A 16,109-nucleotide genomic window follows, 5' to 3' on the forward strand; every position below is an offset into this window, starting at 1 on the left:
GGTCGGAGCATGCGATCCGTGGGCGCGACCCTGACGGCTGCCCTCGTCGTGGTGGCTCTCGTGGCCGGTGGCTGCACCGGTGGACGGTCCGCCGGCGCCGAGGACGGTCCGGTGGTCACGCGCTCGCCCGCGAAGGGCGTCGACGTCATCGACGTCCCGACCCCGGACAGCGCAGCCCTCGGGGTGAGTCGCCGCCTGTTCGACAGGTCCGAGGTGGTGGTCCTCTCGTCACCGGACCCGGAGGTCCAGCAGCTCGCCGAACGGGCCGCGCGGCGCCTGGGCGTGCCGATGCTGCTGCCCGGACCTGCCGTGCCGGCCGAGATCGAGCGCCTGGGCGCGCGCACCGTGCTCGGCATCGGCACCGCTCCCGACGTCGCCGGGCTCCAGGAGGTCGAGCCCACACGCGCCGCGGTCGACGCGGCCGTGGACGACCTCCCCCGCGCGGACGTCGAGCCACGCGACGTCGTCGTGCTCACCCGCGCACCGGGTCCCAACCGCGCCGCCGTCACGACGGCGCGGACGGCCGGGGCCACCGTGCTGCGCGCACCCGACGCCGACCCGCGCTCCGCCCCCGACGTGGTGGCGGCCCTCCGCGACCGGCCGAAGGCGGCGGTGATCGGCCTCGGACGCCCGTTCCGCCACGGGCTCGGGTACCAGGTGATGGCCGTCCGGCGGAACCTGGAGCAGCCCGGTGGCGGGCTGCTCGCCTTCCCCGGTCGGCACGTCGTCGCGCTCTACGGCCACCCGGGGACCCCGTCGCTCGGCCTCCTCGGCGAGCAGGGGGTGGGTGCCACCGTGAAGCGTGCCGAACGGGTCGCCGACCGGTACCGCGCGCAGACGAAGGCGAAGATCGTGCCCGCGCTCGAGATCATCGCGACCGTCGCGTCGGCATCGAAGGGCAAGGACGGCGACTACTCCGCCGAGGCCGACGTGAAGGACCTGCTGCCGCTCGTGCGCGCCGCCGAGAAGGCCGGGCAGTACGTGGTGATCGACCTGCAGCCGGGTCGGACCGACTTCCTGACCCAGGCGAAGCGCTACCGGTCGCTGCTGCTCCGGCCGCACGTGGGCCTGGCGCTCGACCCGGAGTGGCGGCTGAAGAAGGGCCAGAAGCACCTGCGCCAGATCGGGTCCGTGAAGGCGGCCGAGGTCAACCGCGTCTCCGCATGGCTCTCGAGGCTGACCCGCGAGCAGCGGCTGCCGCAGAAGCTCTTCGTGCTGCACCAGTTCTCGACGTCGATGATCAAGGACCGCGCCAAGGTCGTGACCACCCACCCGGAGCTGGCCACCGTCATCCACGTCGACGGTCAGGGCACCCCGGCCGCGAAGAAGGGCACCTGGGCGACCATCCGCCGCGGCGCACCCGACGGCGTGCACTGGGGCTGGAAGAACTTCCACGACGAGGACGAGCCGATGCTCACGGCCCGGCAGACCTGGAACGTACGACCACGTCCGGACCTCGTGACGTACCAGTGACGGCCAGGGAGGCCACCACGCCCGCGGGCACCCCGTGCGCGGGACCGAGGTCGACCAGGTGGACCGGCCGCGGGTCGGCGACGTCGACGACCGACCACGAGACGAGCTCCGCAGGGTCGTGAGCCGCGGACACCGCCAGCTGGGACGGGTCCGCGGCGAGCCCCACCCCGACCGCCTTCAGCACGGCCTCCTTGCGGGTCCACGTGCGCAGCAGTGCCACCGACGTCGACGCAGGGACGTCGTGCGGTCCGAGGGCGACGTCGGCCAGGTGCTCGACGTCGGTGTCGAGCGGCTCCAGGTCGACCCCGACCCGGGCTCCTTGCACGACCGCGACGAGGGCGAGCCCACCGGCGTGCGCCAGTGACAGGCCGAGGGCGGGCTCGTCGGTGACGACCGGCTGCCCGTGGCCGCTCGAGCCGCACCCGGGGCACGTCCGCACGACCTCCACGTCGGCGCGGCCGAGACGCTCGGCCGCCGCGTGCTCCAGCAGCGGCTGACCGGGGCGCCGCTCGCCGGGGGCGACCGTGGCCCACCAGAGATCGACGCGCACGGCGTCAGCGTAGGGCGCTCAGCACGCCGGCGGGTCGGCCGAGCAGAGCGAGTGGTCCGCGGGTGCGTCGGCCGCGACACGCGCCAGCAGCGACCTGAAGACGTCGGCCTCGTCGGCGGACAGGCCGGCCAGCACGCTGCGCTCGACCTCCTGGATGCGATCGGTCGTCTCGCGCAGGACCGTCTCGCCGTCCGACCGCAGCACGACCTGACGGGCTCGCCGGTCAGCGGGGTCCGGCCGGCGCTCCACCAGGCCGGCGCGCTCGAGGTCGTCGACCAGGTAGGTCATGACGGTGCGGTCGATGCCCAGGCTCGCGGCGAGCGTGGCCTGGTTGCTGCACTCCCCCTGACCGGCGAGCGACAGCACCTGGAACCCCCGCGGTCCACCGGGTAGCTCGGCCACGGCGTCGTGGGCCGCGTCGAGGTAGCGCCGCAGCACCGCGCCGAGAGCCTGGCCGAGGTCGACCCGCGCGGCGGCGGGTTCCCGTGCGAGGGCAGGGGTCTCGGTCATGACCCCATCGTAGCGCGACCTGCGTCCGTGACGATCATCACGATTGCCGATCATCGTCTATGTATATGATCTGTACGACAGACGATTTCGTCCGACTTCAGGAGCACCCCATGACCACCATCTTCCGGCTGGACTCCAGCATCCGCGTCGAGGGCTCGACGAGCCGCGCCGTCGCCGACACCCTCGAGGCCGCCATCGTCGAGGCCGAGCGCGACGGGGTCACCGTCACCCGACGCGACGTCGGCACGCAGCCCCTCGACGGCTCGCTCTGGGCCACCTCCGCGTTCGCGGGCTTCGTGCCCGAGGAGTCGTGGACGCCCGAGCAGCGCGCGGCCAAGGCGCAGGCCGCGCAGCTCGCCGACGAGGTCGTCGAGGCGGACGTCCTGATCATCGCCACACCGCTCTACAACTTCGGCGTCTCGGCCCACCTCAAGCTCTGGATCGACACCGTCATCTCCGACCCGCGCTTCGCGCCCGGCACCGAGACGGTGAAGGGCAAGCCCGCCTTCCTCGTCGTCGCGAAGGGTGGCGGCTACGGCGAGGGAACCCCCCGCGCCGGCTGGGACCACGCGACGGCCTACCTGCGCCGCATCCTCGAGGACGTGTGGGGCCTCGACCTCGACGTCATCGAGACCGAGCTGACGCTCGCCGAGGTGACGCCCCAGATGGCCGAGCTCCGCGACCTCGCCCGCGAGCAGCTGGCCGAGTCGCACGAAGCCGCTCGCGCGAGCGGCCGCTCGGTGACGCTGAAGCTCCGGTCGGCGGCCTGACCCTGCGAACGGGACCGGGCGACCCCCGCCCGGTCCTACGCTGACGCTCGTGGACCGATCTCGCGTCGCCGTCAGCACTGGATTCCTGCTCCAGGGCTTCACCTTCGCCGCGATCGTCACCCAGACGCCCCGCCAGCAGGACCGGTTCGGCCTCGACGAGGCGGACGTGACGCTGATCCTCGTCGTCGTCGCGGCGATCGCCGGCCTCGGCAGCGTGCTCGCCGGGATCCTCGCGACGCGACGGTCCAGTGCCGCGGCGCTCACCACGTCGCTCGTGGCCATCGGCGTGGGTGCTGCGGCCATCGGCTGGGCGCCCAGCCACCCGCTGCTGCTCGCGGGGTTCGTGGTCTACGGGATCGCTCTGGGCGGGGTGGACGCCACGATGAACATGCAAGGGGTCCGCGTGGAGGGGCTGCGCGGCCGCAGCATGATGACGGGGTTCCACGCCTGCTGGAGCATCGGCGGCATCGTGGGCGCCGGCTACGCGGCCCTGGCCTCGCGACTCGACGTGTCGGTCGCCGCGAACCTGACGGTGGCGGCGGTCCTCGTCGTCGCAGCCGCGCTGGTCGTGCGTCGCGACCTGGTCGTCGACGCTCCGGGCAGCCACGTCGAGGACCTCGTCGCGGCCGCGACGGTCCGCGTGCCGTGGCGGCCGGTGCTGCTGTTCGGCCTGGTCATCTGCCTGTTCTACGCCGCCGACACCGGCACGGGGACGTGGAGCAGCGTGTACCTGGAGGACGCGATGGACGCCTCGGCCGGGCTCGTCCCGCTCGGCTACGCCGCCTACCAGGCGGGCGCCCTGGTCTCCCGTCTCTGCGGCGACCACCTGGTGCGTCGCGCGGGCGCGGCCTCGGTGGTCGCCGCCGGGACGGCGCTCGGACTGGTCGGCTACGTCGCCGTGCTCGTCGCACCGTCGGCGGTGGCCGCGGTGGTCGCCTTCTTCGTGGTCGGTCTCGGGCTCGCGGTCGTCGCGCCGCTCGGCTTCGCCGCGCTCGGTGCCGCCGTGCCGCCCGAGGCCGCCGACGCGGCGATCGCCCGGATGAACATCGCCAACTACGTGGGGGCGATCCTCGGCGGCGGTCTGATCGGAGCGGTGGCCGAGGGCGGTGGTCTGCGCTGGGCCTTCGTCGTGCCGCTGGTGCTGGTGGCACCGATCCTCCTGCTGGCGCGCTCCTTCGGCCGGGCCGATCCCGCGGCGCGACGACCGGCCGACCAGACCTCCCCCGACCCGTCTCCCACCGACCCCACCTAGCCCGACGCCGACCGCCACAACGTGGCCCACTGCTCGGGGCTGACGTCGCGCGGGAGCCCCCTCGGGTCCACCCCGGCACCGACGCACCACCGTCGGGTCGTCGCGACCGGTGTCGACGTGGCGCGCGCCAGCACCTCGGCGAGCCCGCGGCCACGGCCGGTGAACACGCGTCGCACCAGCTCGGCGTAGCGCCGCTGGTCCGCCGGGGGGACCAGCGGCTCCGGTCGGCGACGCACCAACAGCAGCCCACCGTCGACGCTCGGGCGTGGACGGAACGCAGCGGCCGGGACGCGGTCGTGCAGCGCGAAGGTGAACCACGGGGCCGTCTGGGCGGTCATCATGGTCGACCCACCCACACCGGCCCGCTTGCGAGCGACCTCCCACTGCACGAGCAGGACCGCATCGGTCCAGACGGGTGCTGCCAGGACCTTTCGCAGCAACGGGGTGGTGCGGTGGAAGGGCAGGTTGCCGACCACCACGCGGCTGCGGGGTCCGAACCGGTGCTGCGTGGCGTCGGCGTGCACCACCTCCACGCCCGGCAGCTCCCGACGGAGCGCGGCGACCCGGTGCTCGTCGAGCTCCACGGCGGTGAGGGGCCGACCGAGGTCGGCGAGGGGACGGGTCAGGGCACCGCGTCCGGCGCCGATCTCGAGGATCGGCCCGCGGGTGCGGCGCACGAGTCGGATGATCGCCTCGACGGTGCGAGGGTCGTGCAGGTCGTTCTGGCCGAGCTCGGCTCGGCCACCGTGCTGGGAACGGTGAGTGGGCATGCGTGAACGCTCCGTGGCGTCGTCGGGTCAGGACGCTTGCGGCGGCGCGTACGTGCGACGGTGTCGAGCAGCGGCGCCGTCAGGCGCGGCGCTCGCGGACCGTGCGGGTGGCGGCCACCATGGCCGCACCGATCAGGGTTCCCATGGCGACCATGGTGCCAGACCCGCCGATCGGGCTGCTGTCGCCGCCCTGGCGCCCGGTGCCCTCTCACCCCGCGCCCCGTCGCCCTGCACCGGTCACCACGCGCCCGGTAGCCTCGCAGGGTTGCGATCCGCAACCACTCCCGACGCCACCTGAAGACCCGGAGGACCCGCCCGTGACGGCGCCGCGCCGACGTCAGCTCGTCACGTTCACCGTCCTCACCCTCGCCGTCGCGTCGTTCACGCTCCTGCAGTCGCTCATCATCCCGGTCCTGCCGCTGATCCAGGACCACTTCGACACCACCCAGAGCACCAGCACGTGGGTGCTCACCGCCTACCTGCTGTCCGCGTCGGTCTGCACGCCGCTGCTCGGCCGCATCGGCGACGCGTACGGCAAGAAGCGGATGATGGTCATCGTCCTCGTGGCGCTGGCGATCGGCTCGCTCATGGCGGCGCTCGCGCCCAGCATCGGCTGGCTGCTCGTGGCCCGCGTGGTGCAGGGACTCGGCGGCGGCGTGCTGCCGCTCTCGTTCGGCATCATCCGCGACGAGTTCGACGACCAGCGCCGCGGGCGCGCCCTCAGCATCATCGCCTCCCTGGCCGCCGTGGGCTTCGGCGTCGGCATCGTGCTCGGCGGCCCGATCGTCGAGGTGCTCGGCTACGCCTGGCTGTTCTGGCTGCCGATGATCGCGACCGCGATCGCGGCGCTCGGGGCGGCGTTCCTCGTGCCGGAGTCGCCGGTCCTCACCCCCGGTGGCATCCCGGCGACGCCGGCCGTGCTGCTCGCCGCCTGGCTCGTCTGCCTGCTGCTGCCGGTCAGCCAGGGGAACGTGTGGGGCTGGACGTCGTGGCCCGTGCTCGTCCTCCCGGCGCTGGCCGTGGTCCTGCTCGTCGTCTGGATCGTGGTCGAGCTGCGCGCCGACGTGCCGCTCATCGACATGGCGATGATGCGGCGGCGTGGTGTCTGGACCGCCAACCTGGTCGCGGCCGGCGTCGGCTTCGGCATGTTCGCGGCCTTCGGCTTCCTTCCGCAGCTGCTGCAGACCCCCACCGAGGCCGGGTACGGCTTCGGGGCCACGACCACCGAGTCGGGTCGGCTCATCGCACCGTCGGCGCTCGCGTCGTTCCTCGTCGGGTTCGTCACGGCCCAGCTCGTCGCCCGCCTCGGCGCCAGGACCGTGATCCTCACCGGCACGCTGCTCAACGGCCTCGCCTTCGCGTCCATCGCCCTGTTCCACGACCAGACCTGGCAGCTCTACGCGGCGATCACCGTGCAGGGCATCGGTGGTGGTCTGGTGTTCTCGAGCCTGGCCAACGTCGTGATCGCGTCGGTCCCGGCGCACCAGACCGGGGTGGCGAGCGGCATGAACGCCAACATCCGCACCATCGGCGGATCCATCGGGTCCGCCGTCATGGCGGCCATCGTGACGAGCAGCACAGGCGTCGGCGGGTTCCCGCTCGAACGCGGCTACACCGTCGGCTTCCTGGTGCTCGCCGGTGCGATGTTCGTGGCCGCCCTGGCCTCGCTCCGCATCCCCGACATCCGCGCCGTCGACCAGGAGGCGGTCGAGGACTCCACCGACCTCGCCGACGAGCCGGCCGACGCGTCGCCGGCCGCCGTGCCCGTCACGTCACGCTGAGCTCGGCCAGCCGCTGCACGAGCACGGCGTACTGAGGCGCCACCCGCCCGGGATCGGCCGAGCGCGCGACCGTGGTGCCACCGGAGACGATCTCGTGGGGCGCGAACTGCTTGCGCGTGAGGTCGACCTCCGAGCCGTCGGGCAGACGATTCCACCAGTGGAAGTCGACGCGCTCGCCGTCGACGTGCACCTCGCCCCTGACCAGCTCTCCGCCCAGGTGGTCGTGGACCACCAGGACCGTGGTGATGCACTGCCCCCGCGCGGGGTTGCCCGGGTGCCACGCCGACCGGTCCTCCGGGGCGCAGGTGTCCGGCCCCCAGGCTCGACGCAGCGCGCCGGCCAGCTCCGCGACACCTGTCGGGGCCGTCACGTCAGCCGCCGTAGAACTCGCCTGCGGCAGCACCGGGCGACGGCTCGGCGTCGCGAGCCATGGGGGTGAAGCGCGAGTAGTGGCCCTGGAAGCTGACGGCGACCTTGTTGGTCGGTCCGGAACGGTTCTTGGCCACGATGATGTCGGCCTCGCCGGGCCGCTCGGACTCGCCCGCGCTCGTGGCGTCGGGCCGGTTGATGAGGAAGACCATGTCGGCGTCCTGCTCGATCGAGCCGGACTCGCGCAGGTCGGAGATCTGCGGGGTCTTGTCGGTGCGCTGCTCCGAGCCACGGTTCAGCTGGCTGATGGCGATCACCGGGACGTTGATCTCCTTGGCCAGCAGCTTGATCTGGCGGCTGAACTCCGAGACCTCGACCTGGCGGTTCTCGACCTTCTTGCCCGAGGTCATGAGCTGCAGGTAGTCGATGACGATGAGCCCCAGCTTGCCGTCGGCCGCCTTCTGGATGCGCCGGGCCTTCGACCGGATCTCGGGCATCGTCATGTTGGGCGAGTCGTCGATGGTGATCGGCGCACCCTGCACCCGCGGCATGACCCGGCTGACCGAGTCCCAGTCGCGGTCGGTCATGCCGCCGCCCCGCATGTGGTGGATGGCGACCTTGGCCTCGGCCGAGAGCAGACGCATGGCGATCTCGGCGCCCGACATCTCCAGGCTGAAGATGGCCGACGGGACGTTGTTCTTGATGGAGGCGGCGCGGCAGAAGTCGAGCCCGAGGGTGCTCTTGCCGACGCCGGGCCGGGCGGCGACGACGATCATCTGGCCGCCACGGAAGCCGGTGGTGAGCTTGTCGAGGTCGGGGAACCCCGACTCCAGGCCGGCCATGTCGCCGTCGCGGCTCTGGATGTCGTCGATCTCCTGGATGGTCTGCGCCATCAGCTCGGAGATGACCCGGTAGTCGTCGGTGCCGCTGCTGCCGTCGACGTCGAGCACCTCGGCCTGGGCGCGGTCGACGATCTCGGCGATCTCGCCGGTCTCGGCCCAGCCGAGGCCGGCGATCTTCTGGCCGACCTCGATGAGGCGGCGCAGGATGGCCTTCTCGCGGACGATCTCGGCGTAGTAGTCGACGTTGGAGGCGATGGGCACGCCGGCCACGAGCGTGTGCAGGTACGGGGCGCCGCCCACGCGGGTGAGGTCGCCGCGGCGCTGCAGCTCGGCGGAGACCGTGATGGCGTCGGCGGGCTCGCCGCGCTGGGCGAGGTCGACGATCGTCTCGAAGATGGCCTCGTGGGCGGGGCGGTAGAAGTCGCGGCCCTCGAGGAGGTCGGCCGCCGGGTCGATCGCCATCTTGCTGAGCAGCATGGCGCCCAGGACGCTCTGCTCGGCCGGGAGGTCCTGCGGCGGGACGCGTCCGGCGGGGACGTCGTCGGGCTCAGGCCCCATCGCGTGCAGATCGGCGACAGTCACCGGCATCCTTCCTCTCTTCGCCCACCCCACGGTAGGTCGGACCTCGGACACCGCCGCCCCTGGTGATGGCGCACAGCCTCACCGGCCGGGCGGGTCCCTCCCTCGGCACGTCTGCCGACGCGTCAGACTAGGTGCCCGACGGGGTCGGATCAAAGCGCGCGCTGCACAACGGCTGGGGACAACCCTGGGGAGAGTGTGGAAAACGCCGCACACGCTGTGCACAGCCAGTGGACGACACTGTGGAGAAGTGGGGGAAAAGCATGAGCATCAGGCCTCTGACCTGCGCAGACACGATGCACACAGTGTGGAGCCGGAATACTTTCCCGCCACGTTCTGTCCACCCGCCCGTCGCATCGACATGTCGACAGAACCCCGTCCTCCCCACGAAATCCACAGGCTGAGGACGCAGAGTGAACAAGTTTGGTGAACAAGATCGGCGCATCGTCGCGGTCGCCGTGCCCGCGTTCTTCGCGCTCGTCAGCGAACCCCTCATGCTGCTCGCCGACACGGCGATCGTCGGTCGGCTCGGCACCTCCGAGCTGGGTGGTCTGGCGGTGGCCTCCAGCGTGCTGCTCACCGTCGTCGGGCTCTGCGTCTTCCTCGCCTACGGCAGCACCGCCACCGTCGGTCGGCTGCACGGCGCGGGGCAGGAACGTGCAGCCTACGACGGTGCCGCCGGTGGGCTCTGGCTGGCCGTGGGACTCGGGGTGGTGCTCGGCGCCCTGGTCGCGGCGACGGCCGGACCCGTCGCCCGGGGTCTCGGCAGCTCGCCCGAGGTGGAGGGGCACGCCGTCACCTACCTGGTCGTGTCCGCGGCCGCGGTCCCGGCGATGCTGCTCGTGCTCGCGGCCACCGGCGCCCTGCGTGGCGTGCTCGACCTGCGCACGCCGCTCGTCGTGACGATCCTCGCCAACCTCCTGAACATCGCGCTGAACCTGCTGCTGGTGCACGGGTTCGACCTCGGCATCGGTGGCTCGGCCGCCGGCACCGCGATCGCCCAGTGGGCCGCGGCACTGTGTCTCGTCGCCGTGGTGCTGCGGCGCGCGCGGGCCGCCGGCTCCTCCGGACGCCCCGACGTCGCGGGCGTGGTCGCCGCGGCCCGTCAGGGGGTCCCGCTGCTCGCCCGCACGGCCACGCTGCGCGCGGCCCTGCTGCTCGGCACGGCCGTCGCGGCGACCTTCGGTGACGCACCCCTGGCCGCGCACCAGATCGCGACGTCCCTCGTGTCGTTCCTCGCCTTCGCGCTGGACGCCGTCGCGATCGCGGGGCAGACCCTCACCGGCCGCACCCTGGGGGCGGGTGACGCGGAGGGAACCCGTGCCCTGACCCGGCGCATGATCGTCTGGGGCCTCGGCACCGGCGTGGTCGCGGCGGTGCTGCTGCTCGTGCTCGCGCCGTTCGTCGGTGGCTGGTTCACCCCCGACGCCACCGTCCACGACGCGCTCGTGCCCGCCCTGGTCGTGGTCGCCCTGGTCCAGCCGATCTCCGGCGTGGTGTTCGTGCTCGACGGCGTGCTCATCGGCGCCGGCGACGGGGTCTACCTCGCCTGGGCGGGCCTCGCCGTGCTGGTCGCGTACGCCCCGCTCGCCCTGCTCGCCGGGTCGCTCGGCGCCGGGCTGGCCTGGCTGTGGGCGGCCTACGGCGTGTTCCAGCTGGCCCGGCTCGTCACCCTGTGGCTCCGGCAGCGTGGTGACGCCTGGCTGGTCCTGGGGGCCTGAGTCCTCGCGCCGGGAGGTCTCAGCGGCGCCAGTAGCCGGAGACGTCGAGGCAGTCGCGGGGGACGCGGCGGTCGGAGCGCCAGTGCGTGCGCACGTCGCGCGCGGCGGTGGACTCACCGGCCATCCAGGCGTACACGTCCCCGGCCGGCCACGGGAGGGCGCGCACGGTGTCGGCCAGGAGCGTCGTGGTGCCCGGCTCCATCCCCGCACCGCGGTGCAGCCACGTGACGTCGACGCCCTCCCGGACCACGAGGTCCTGCTCGTCCTGCGGTCCCGCGACCTCCACCACCACCTGGGCGGGCACCCCCGGCGGCAGCTCCTCCAGGAACCGTCCGATCGCCGGCAGGGCGGTCTCGTCGCCGGCGACCACGAACGCGTCCACACCGTGCGGGAACGCCTGTCCGATCGTGGGCCCGGCGATCCACGCCAGGTCGCCCGGACGCACCCGCTCGGCCCAGCCGGCCGCCTGCCCGTGGCCGTGGCGCACGAAGTCGAGCTCGACCTCGTCGGGCGTCACCCGCCGGGGCGTGTAGTCCTTGCCGAGCGGACGCACGCCCTCGGTCGTGAAGTCGAGCCCGTCGGGCCGCTGCCGCGGGAGGACGGGACGCTCGGCACCCGACGGCGGCACGAACACCTTCACGTGGTCGTCGAAGCCGGGTGACGTGAACGCGGGCAGCGTCACCGGCTGCCCGTCCGGTCCCTCGACGACCCGCTCCCCGAGCGCCGGACCGGCCACCGTGAGCCGACGCATCCCCGGCGTCACGTCGTGGACGCGGACGACCTCCAGCTCGCGGAGCACCGCGAGGTGGGTGGTCGTGGTCCGTCTCAGCTTCGGCACGCCGACACCTTAGGCGGTGCGGGTCAGTCGCCGGCCCGGAAGCCCACGGTGGTCCACTGCGGCTGCTCGAAGGAGGTGGCGCCGACGTTCACCACGCCCTCGCGCACCGCGACCACCGACGGCGTGACCGCCAGCGGCACCACGACCGCGTCCTTGCGCAGGTCGGCCTCGAGGTCGCGCAGGGCGTCGACGAGCGCGTCCTCGTCGTCGGCGTCGCGGGCGACGTTCCACGGCTTCGCCGGCGACGAGACGCCCGTGAAGTTGGAGGTGGAGGTGATCGGGCGGAACCGGTCGCGGGCGGCCTCGGCACCGAGCAGCGACGGGCCCCAGCTGAAGGTGAGCAGGTCGAAGTCGAGCGGCACGAGGACGTCGGCGGTGAAGGCGTCGGGCTCGACCGACCGCACCTCGACGGCGATGCCGACCTCGGCCAGCTGCGCGGCGATGCTCTTGGCCCGGGCGGCGATGGACGGTGAGCCACCCACCACGGGGAGGGTCAGCGTGAGCTGGTCGCCGTCCTTCGTGGCCTTCGGTGCTTCGCCGCCGGAGACCTCGTAGCCGGCCTCCTCGAGCAGCGACCGGGCCTCGGCGAGGTCGCGCTTCCGTGGCTCGGCGACCTCGTCGTAGCCGGCCTGTCCGGGCAGGACCAGCACGCTGTCGGCGGTGCTGGGCTCGGCCCCGACCGGGGTGGCCACGGCTGCGGCGAGGGCCTCGCGGTCGAGCGCGGCCGCCACGGCGCGACGCACCTCGACGTCGCGCAGCGCCCCGCGACCGGCGTTGACGGTCAGGTGCGACCACTGCGAGCCGCCGGCGTGCTGCACCCGGTCCTCGTCGACCTTGTCGTAGCCCTCGGCGTCGAGGGTCGCGACGTCGAGCTCGTCGGCGTCGAAGGCTGCCGCCTGCACCGCGGGCTGGGCCACCCGCCACACGACCTTCGACAGCCGAGGCTTCTCGCCCCACCACCGCGGGTTGCGCTCCTGCGTGATGGTGCCGGTGGACTCGTCGACCGAGGTGACCACGAACGGACCGTTGGACGAGGTCGGCCGGTCGACGAAGCCGGCGTTGAACGTCTTGGGCTTCGACGAGGCGTTGGCGGGCAGGCGCGGGTAGACGAACAGCGGCCAGTCGGGCCGGCGGTCCTCGAACTCGACCTCGTACTCGTACGGGTCGTCGTCGGTGGTGACGTCCTCGATGTCGTCCCAGCCGTCGCTGCTCGCGACCTGGTAGGCGTCGTCGCTGCCGCGCAGCGCCTTCCAGTAGGCCGTCATGTCGCGGGCCGTGATGGCGGTGCCGCCCTGCCACACGGCGTCGGGGTTGAGCCGCACCCGGACCGTGAAGGGGTCCTCGTCGACGACCTCGACGTCGCGCGCGTAGTCGGGGTCGACCTCCCAGCCGCCGTCGGCGGTGATGCGGACGGCGTTGCCGCTGGTGGGTCCCAGCAGGCGCTCGACCTCGCTGCCGGCGGCGTCGGCGTGGGCGGGGTTGAAGTTCGTGGGCTGCTCCGCGACGGCCAGCCGCAGGGTGCCGCCGGGCTCGACGTCGGCGACGTCGGCGCGCTCCCACGCCGTGCGGGTGTCGGCGGCCTGCTGCGTGGTCGCACCCTCGGGCTGCTCGGTGTCGCCGGAGAACCACGAGCAGCCGCCGACCAGCAGGATCGAACCTGCCACGGCGGCGACGGTGCGCGTGCGGCGCGGGTGCGCTCGGCGTTGCGACATGAGGAGAGGGCTCGTGGAACGAGGACGGGGTCCGGACCGGCGCTGCCGATCCGGACCCCGACGTCGAACTACTTGGAGGCCACCACGTTGAGACGGACCTCGGCGGTCACCTCGGGGTGGACGCGCACGGTGACCTGGTGGGCACCGAGCGACTTGATCGGGTTGCCGACCTCGATGCGACGCTTGTCGACCGAGCCGCCGGCCGCCTCGAGGGCGGAGGCGATGTCGGAGACGGTGACGGCGCCGAACAGGCGACCGCTCTCGCCGGCGCGCACCGGGACGTTGACCGGCTCGGCCTCCAGGCGACCCTTGATCTGCTGGGCCTCCTCGAGGTCGTGCACGGCGCGCGAGTCGCGCGCGGCCTTGATGGACTCGACCTGCTTGGCTGCGCCCTTGCTCCACCGGATGGCGTAGTTGCGGGGGAGCAGGAAGTTGCGGCCGTAGCCGTCCTTGACCTCGACGATGTCGCCGGGCTCGCCGAGGTTGGTGACCTCGTGCGTGAGGATGAGCTTCATCGGATCAGCCCTCTCTCAGCGTCCGCTGGACGTGTAGGGCAGGAGCGCCATCTCGCGGGCGTTCTTGATCGCCTTGGCGATCTGACGCTGCTCCTGCACGGACACACCGGTCACCCGGCGCGCGCGGATCTTGCCGCGGTCCGAGATGAACTTGCGCAGCAGCGCCGTGTCCTTGTAGTCGATCGTGGTGACACCGGCGGCCGCGAGCGGGTTGCTCTTCTTCTTCGGCTTCCGGATGACTGGCTTCGCCATGGTTCTCCTTGAACTGTGAATCTAAGAACGGGGTGTGTGACTCAGAACGGGGGCTCTTCGGCAGCGGCGCCGCCGCCGCCCCAGGCGTCGTTCCCACCCTGCGGTGCAGCCTGCGGCGAGGACCAGGGGTTGGCGCTGCCGCCACCGGCGTTTCCGCCGCCCTGTCCGCCGCCGTAGCCACCGCCACCGCCGGAGCCGCCACCGAAGTCGCCGCCGCCACCGCCGCCACCGCCACGGGAGGCCTTGGTGACCTTGGCCGTGGCGAAGCGCAGGGATGCTCCGACCTCGTAGACGTTCATCTCGACGCTGGTGCCCCGGCCGCCGTCCTGCCGCTCGTACTGACGCACGTTCAGGGCGCCGTGCACGATGACGTGCTGGCCCTTCTGCAGCGACTCGGCGACGTTCTCGGCCATCTGCCGCCACACCGAGCAGCGGATGAACAGCGGGTTGCCGTCCTTCCACTCGTTCGACTGCCGGTCGAAGGACCGGGGCGTCGAGGCGACGGTGAAGTTCGCGACCGCCGCGCCGGACGGGGTGAACTTCAGCTCGGGATCGTCGGTGATGTTGCCGACGACGGTGATGACGGTCTCGCCTGCCATGGGACCAGCCTTTCGGTGTGGCTGTGGTTGCGGTGCTGGGTGGGGGTCGACGCCAGTCAACCCCAGGGCGCGGACAACGGCGGTGCCGTCGTCCACAGGGAGCTCGAGAGCCCTTACTTCACGTCGGGTCGGGTGACCTTCGTGCGGACGACGGACTCGTTGAGCCCGAGCTGACGGTCGAGCTCCTTGACCGTGTCGGGGGTGGCGGTCAAGTCGATGACGGCGTAGATGCCCTCGTTCTTCTTGTCGATCTCGTACGCGAGGCGGCGCTTGCCCCACACGTCGACGTTCTCCACGCTGCCTCCGTCGTTCTTCACGACGTTGAGGTAGGTGTCGAGGCTCGGAGCGACCGTGCGCTCGTCGAGATCGGGGTCGAGGATGACCATGACTTCGTAGTGACGCAACGACAAGGTGCGTCCTCCTTCGGTCTGAACGGCTACGGACGGTCCGCAGCAGGAGGTGTGCCCAGAACGGGCAACCACGGAAGTCTAGCCGTGCCGGTGATCGCGGGCCAAATCCGGCCCAGACCCGGTCGCACGTCCCCGTCGCACCCCCCGGTCGGTGGGGGTCGGCGCTAGCGTGGCGGGGTGCAGGACGCGCTACCCACCGGCTTCGAGCCGGTCGACCTCGAGATCGTCGGGCTCGTCGTCTCTCCACGGCACCGCTACGACGGGCGCCCCTCCGACGGACCGAGGCCGTCCGTCGCGGAGGCCACCGGCGGCACGGAGCGGGTGTCGTCGGTGCAGGTGCGAGCCGGCAAGGGTCTGGTGGGCGACCGCTACTTCGGCACCCGGCACCGCTTCGCCGCGGTCACGTTCCTCGCCGTGGAGGAGCTGGAGCGCGTGCAGCGCGACCTCGCCGTCGAACCCCTCGATCCCTTCCTCACCCGCCGCAACGTGCTCACCCGGGGGCTCGACGTCGAGTCGCTGGTGCACAGCGAGTTCACGCTCGAGGTCGGCGGGGCCCGCCTGACCTTCCGCTCGCTCACCCGGGCCAACCCCTGCGCGTGGATGGACGTCGTGCTGGCGCCGGGGGCCCACCAGGCCATGCGGGGGCACGCGGGCATCCGGTCCGAGCCGCTCGACGACGGCGAGCTGGCCGTCGGCCCGGCGCGGCTGGTGGTGGTGCGACACCTGAGCCCCGACGACGCGGCGCAGCTGCGGCGCGAGGCGCTGGCGGCGGCCCGACGCGGCTGACGTCGACCCCGGCTCAGCCGCGCGCCGGCCGGACCCGTCCCTCGTCGTCCACGCGATGCCCCTCCGCCTGCAGGAGCGAGGTGGCCGCCTCGCGGTGCTGGCGGTAGAGCCGGCCGTTCGTGGGCAGGACGCGCCACCAGGGCAGTCCCGGGACGCGACGCAGCACGTTCGCGACCGCCTGGCCCGCACCGGGGTGACCAGCCTCCAGGGCCACCTCGCCGTAGGTCAGCAGCTCGCCGGGCGGCAGGGCGCCGACCACGTCGGCGACGCGCTGCTGGAACGGCGTGAGCCGGTCCGGCGGGTCGGCGTGCCCGCCACCGGGCAACGGCATGGTGGAGGCGTCGTCAGCCATGTCCCCAGTGAACCCCAGACCTGTCGTG

General features: G+C 72.7%; 18 protein-coding genes. 6 read left to right on the forward strand and 12 right to left on the reverse strand.

Features of this window, described 5'->3' with window-relative positions; all coding sequences use genetic code 11:
- The first annotated feature begins 9 nt into the window (after positions 1-9).
- The gene (locus tag ASF37_RS06030) at positions 10-1,473 is read left to right on the forward strand and encodes a hypothetical protein (RefSeq protein ID WP_056579499.1); all 1,464 of its coding nucleotides are present in this window, start codon (positions 10-12) and stop codon (positions 1,471-1,473) included.
- On the opposite strand, the gene ASF37_RS06035 is transcribed toward ASF37_RS06030, so the two are convergent.
- Positions 1,415-2,023, reverse strand: coding sequence for a 4'-phosphopantetheinyl transferase superfamily protein (locus tag ASF37_RS06035; RefSeq protein ID WP_056579501.1), 609 nt, complete (start codon positions 2,021-2,023; stop codon positions 1,415-1,417). The genes ASF37_RS06030 and ASF37_RS06035 overlap by 59 nt on opposite strands.
- An 18-nt stretch (positions 2,024-2,041) precedes the next feature.
- Positions 2,042-2,533 (reverse strand): MarR family winged helix-turn-helix transcriptional regulator, encoded by a 492-nt coding sequence (locus ASF37_RS06040; protein ID WP_055962339.1) that lies wholly within the window; start codon positions 2,531-2,533, stop codon positions 2,042-2,044.
- A gap of 110 nt (positions 2,534-2,643) precedes the next feature.
- Between ASF37_RS06040 and ASF37_RS06045 the strand changes: the two genes are divergently transcribed.
- Together ASF37_RS06045 and ASF37_RS06050 are read left to right on the forward strand one after the other, a co-directional pair.
- Positions 2,644-3,303: an FMN-dependent NADH-azoreductase gene (locus ASF37_RS06045; protein WP_056579503.1), complete on the forward strand. Its 660-nt coding sequence runs from the start codon at positions 2,644-2,646 to the stop codon at positions 3,301-3,303.
- Between the two features lie 49 nt (positions 3,304-3,352).
- Positions 3,353-4,555 (forward strand): MFS transporter, encoded by a 1,203-nt coding sequence (locus tag ASF37_RS06050; protein ID WP_162239943.1) that lies wholly within the window; start codon positions 3,353-3,355, stop codon positions 4,553-4,555.
- Here ASF37_RS06050 and erm read toward each other — a convergent pair.
- On the reverse strand, positions 4,552-5,325 hold the full coding sequence (gene erm / locus ASF37_RS06055) for a 23S ribosomal RNA methyltransferase Erm (protein ID WP_056579507.1): 774 nt from the start codon (positions 5,323-5,325) through the stop codon (positions 4,552-4,554). The two genes, ASF37_RS06050 and erm, sit on opposite strands and share 4 nt — an antisense overlap.
- Positions 5,326-5,642: 317 nt before the next feature.
- On the opposite strand from erm, the gene ASF37_RS06060 reads away from it, so the two are divergent.
- Entirely contained in the window at positions 5,643-7,106 is a 1,464-nt protein-coding gene (locus ASF37_RS06060; protein WP_056579510.1) for an MFS transporter, read from the forward strand.
- Here the strand turns inward: ASF37_RS06060 and ASF37_RS06065 are convergent.
- Together ASF37_RS06065 and dnaB are read right to left on the reverse strand one after the other, a co-directional pair.
- Positions 7,093-7,476 carry a hypothetical protein gene (locus ASF37_RS06065; protein ID WP_056579513.1) on the reverse strand — a complete coding sequence of 128 codons (384 nt, stop codon included), beginning with the start codon at positions 7,474-7,476 and terminating at the stop codon, positions 7,093-7,095. The genes ASF37_RS06060 and ASF37_RS06065 overlap by 14 nt on opposite strands.
- Position 7,477: 1 nt before the next feature.
- Positions 7,478-8,875, reverse strand: coding sequence for a replicative DNA helicase (dnaB, locus tag ASF37_RS06070; protein WP_200931213.1), 1,398 nt, complete (start codon positions 8,873-8,875; stop codon positions 7,478-7,480).
- 434 nt (positions 8,876-9,309) lie between these two features.
- On the opposite strand from dnaB, the gene ASF37_RS06075 reads away from it, so the two are divergent.
- Positions 9,310-10,617, forward strand: coding sequence for an MATE family efflux transporter (locus ASF37_RS06075; protein ID WP_055962356.1), 1,308 nt, complete (start codon positions 9,310-9,312; stop codon positions 10,615-10,617).
- Between the two features lie 19 nt (positions 10,618-10,636).
- Here ASF37_RS06075 and ASF37_RS06080 read toward each other — a convergent pair whose 3' ends face one another.
- The 6 genes from ASF37_RS06080 to rpsF form a co-directional block, all read right to left on the reverse strand.
- Positions 10,637-11,455, reverse strand: coding sequence for a siderophore-interacting protein (locus ASF37_RS06080; protein ID WP_056579515.1), 819 nt, complete (start codon positions 11,453-11,455; stop codon positions 10,637-10,639).
- A 23-nt stretch (positions 11,456-11,478) separates the two neighbouring features.
- The gene (locus tag ASF37_RS06085) at positions 11,479-13,119 is read right to left on the reverse strand and encodes an ABC transporter family substrate-binding protein (RefSeq protein WP_162239944.1); all 1,641 of its coding nucleotides are present in this window, start codon (positions 13,117-13,119) and stop codon (positions 11,479-11,481) included.
- Between the two features lie 116 nt (positions 13,120-13,235).
- The gene (rplI, locus tag ASF37_RS06090; RefSeq protein WP_055962365.1) at positions 13,236-13,682 is read right to left on the reverse strand and encodes a 50S ribosomal protein L9; all 447 of its coding nucleotides are present in this window, start codon (positions 13,680-13,682) and stop codon (positions 13,236-13,238) included.
- 15 nt (positions 13,683-13,697) lie between these two features.
- Complete coding sequence (rpsR, locus tag ASF37_RS06095; protein ID WP_055962368.1) at positions 13,698-13,934, reverse strand: 30S ribosomal protein S18; 237 nt, start codon at positions 13,932-13,934, stop codon at positions 13,698-13,700.
- A 41-nt stretch (positions 13,935-13,975) separates the two neighbouring features.
- On the reverse strand, positions 13,976-14,533 hold the full coding sequence (locus tag ASF37_RS06100; protein ID WP_055962371.1) for a single-stranded DNA-binding protein: 558 nt from the start codon (positions 14,531-14,533) through the stop codon (positions 13,976-13,978).
- A gap of 113 nt (positions 14,534-14,646) precedes the next feature.
- On the reverse strand, positions 14,647-14,937 hold the full coding sequence (gene rpsF / locus ASF37_RS06105) for a 30S ribosomal protein S6 (protein ID WP_055962375.1): 291 nt from the start codon (positions 14,935-14,937) through the stop codon (positions 14,647-14,649).
- A gap of 183 nt (positions 14,938-15,120) precedes the next feature.
- Here rpsF and ASF37_RS06110 point away from each other — a divergent pair, with 183 nt between their 5' ends.
- Complete coding sequence (locus ASF37_RS06110) at positions 15,121-15,729, forward strand: hypothetical protein (protein WP_056579519.1); 609 nt, start codon at positions 15,121-15,123, stop codon at positions 15,727-15,729.
- A 13-nt stretch (positions 15,730-15,742) separates the two neighbouring features.
- Here the strand turns inward: ASF37_RS06110 and ASF37_RS06115 are convergent, their stop codons facing one another.
- Entirely contained in the window at positions 15,743-16,081 is a 339-nt protein-coding gene (locus ASF37_RS06115) for an MGMT family protein (RefSeq protein ID WP_055962382.1), read from the reverse strand.
- Positions 16,082-16,109 lie beyond the last annotated feature (28 nt).

Origin of the sequence: Aeromicrobium sp. Leaf289 (assembly GCF_001423335.1) — a bacterium.
Lineage (GTDB): Bacteria > Actinomycetota > Actinomycetes > Propionibacteriales > Nocardioidaceae > Aeromicrobium.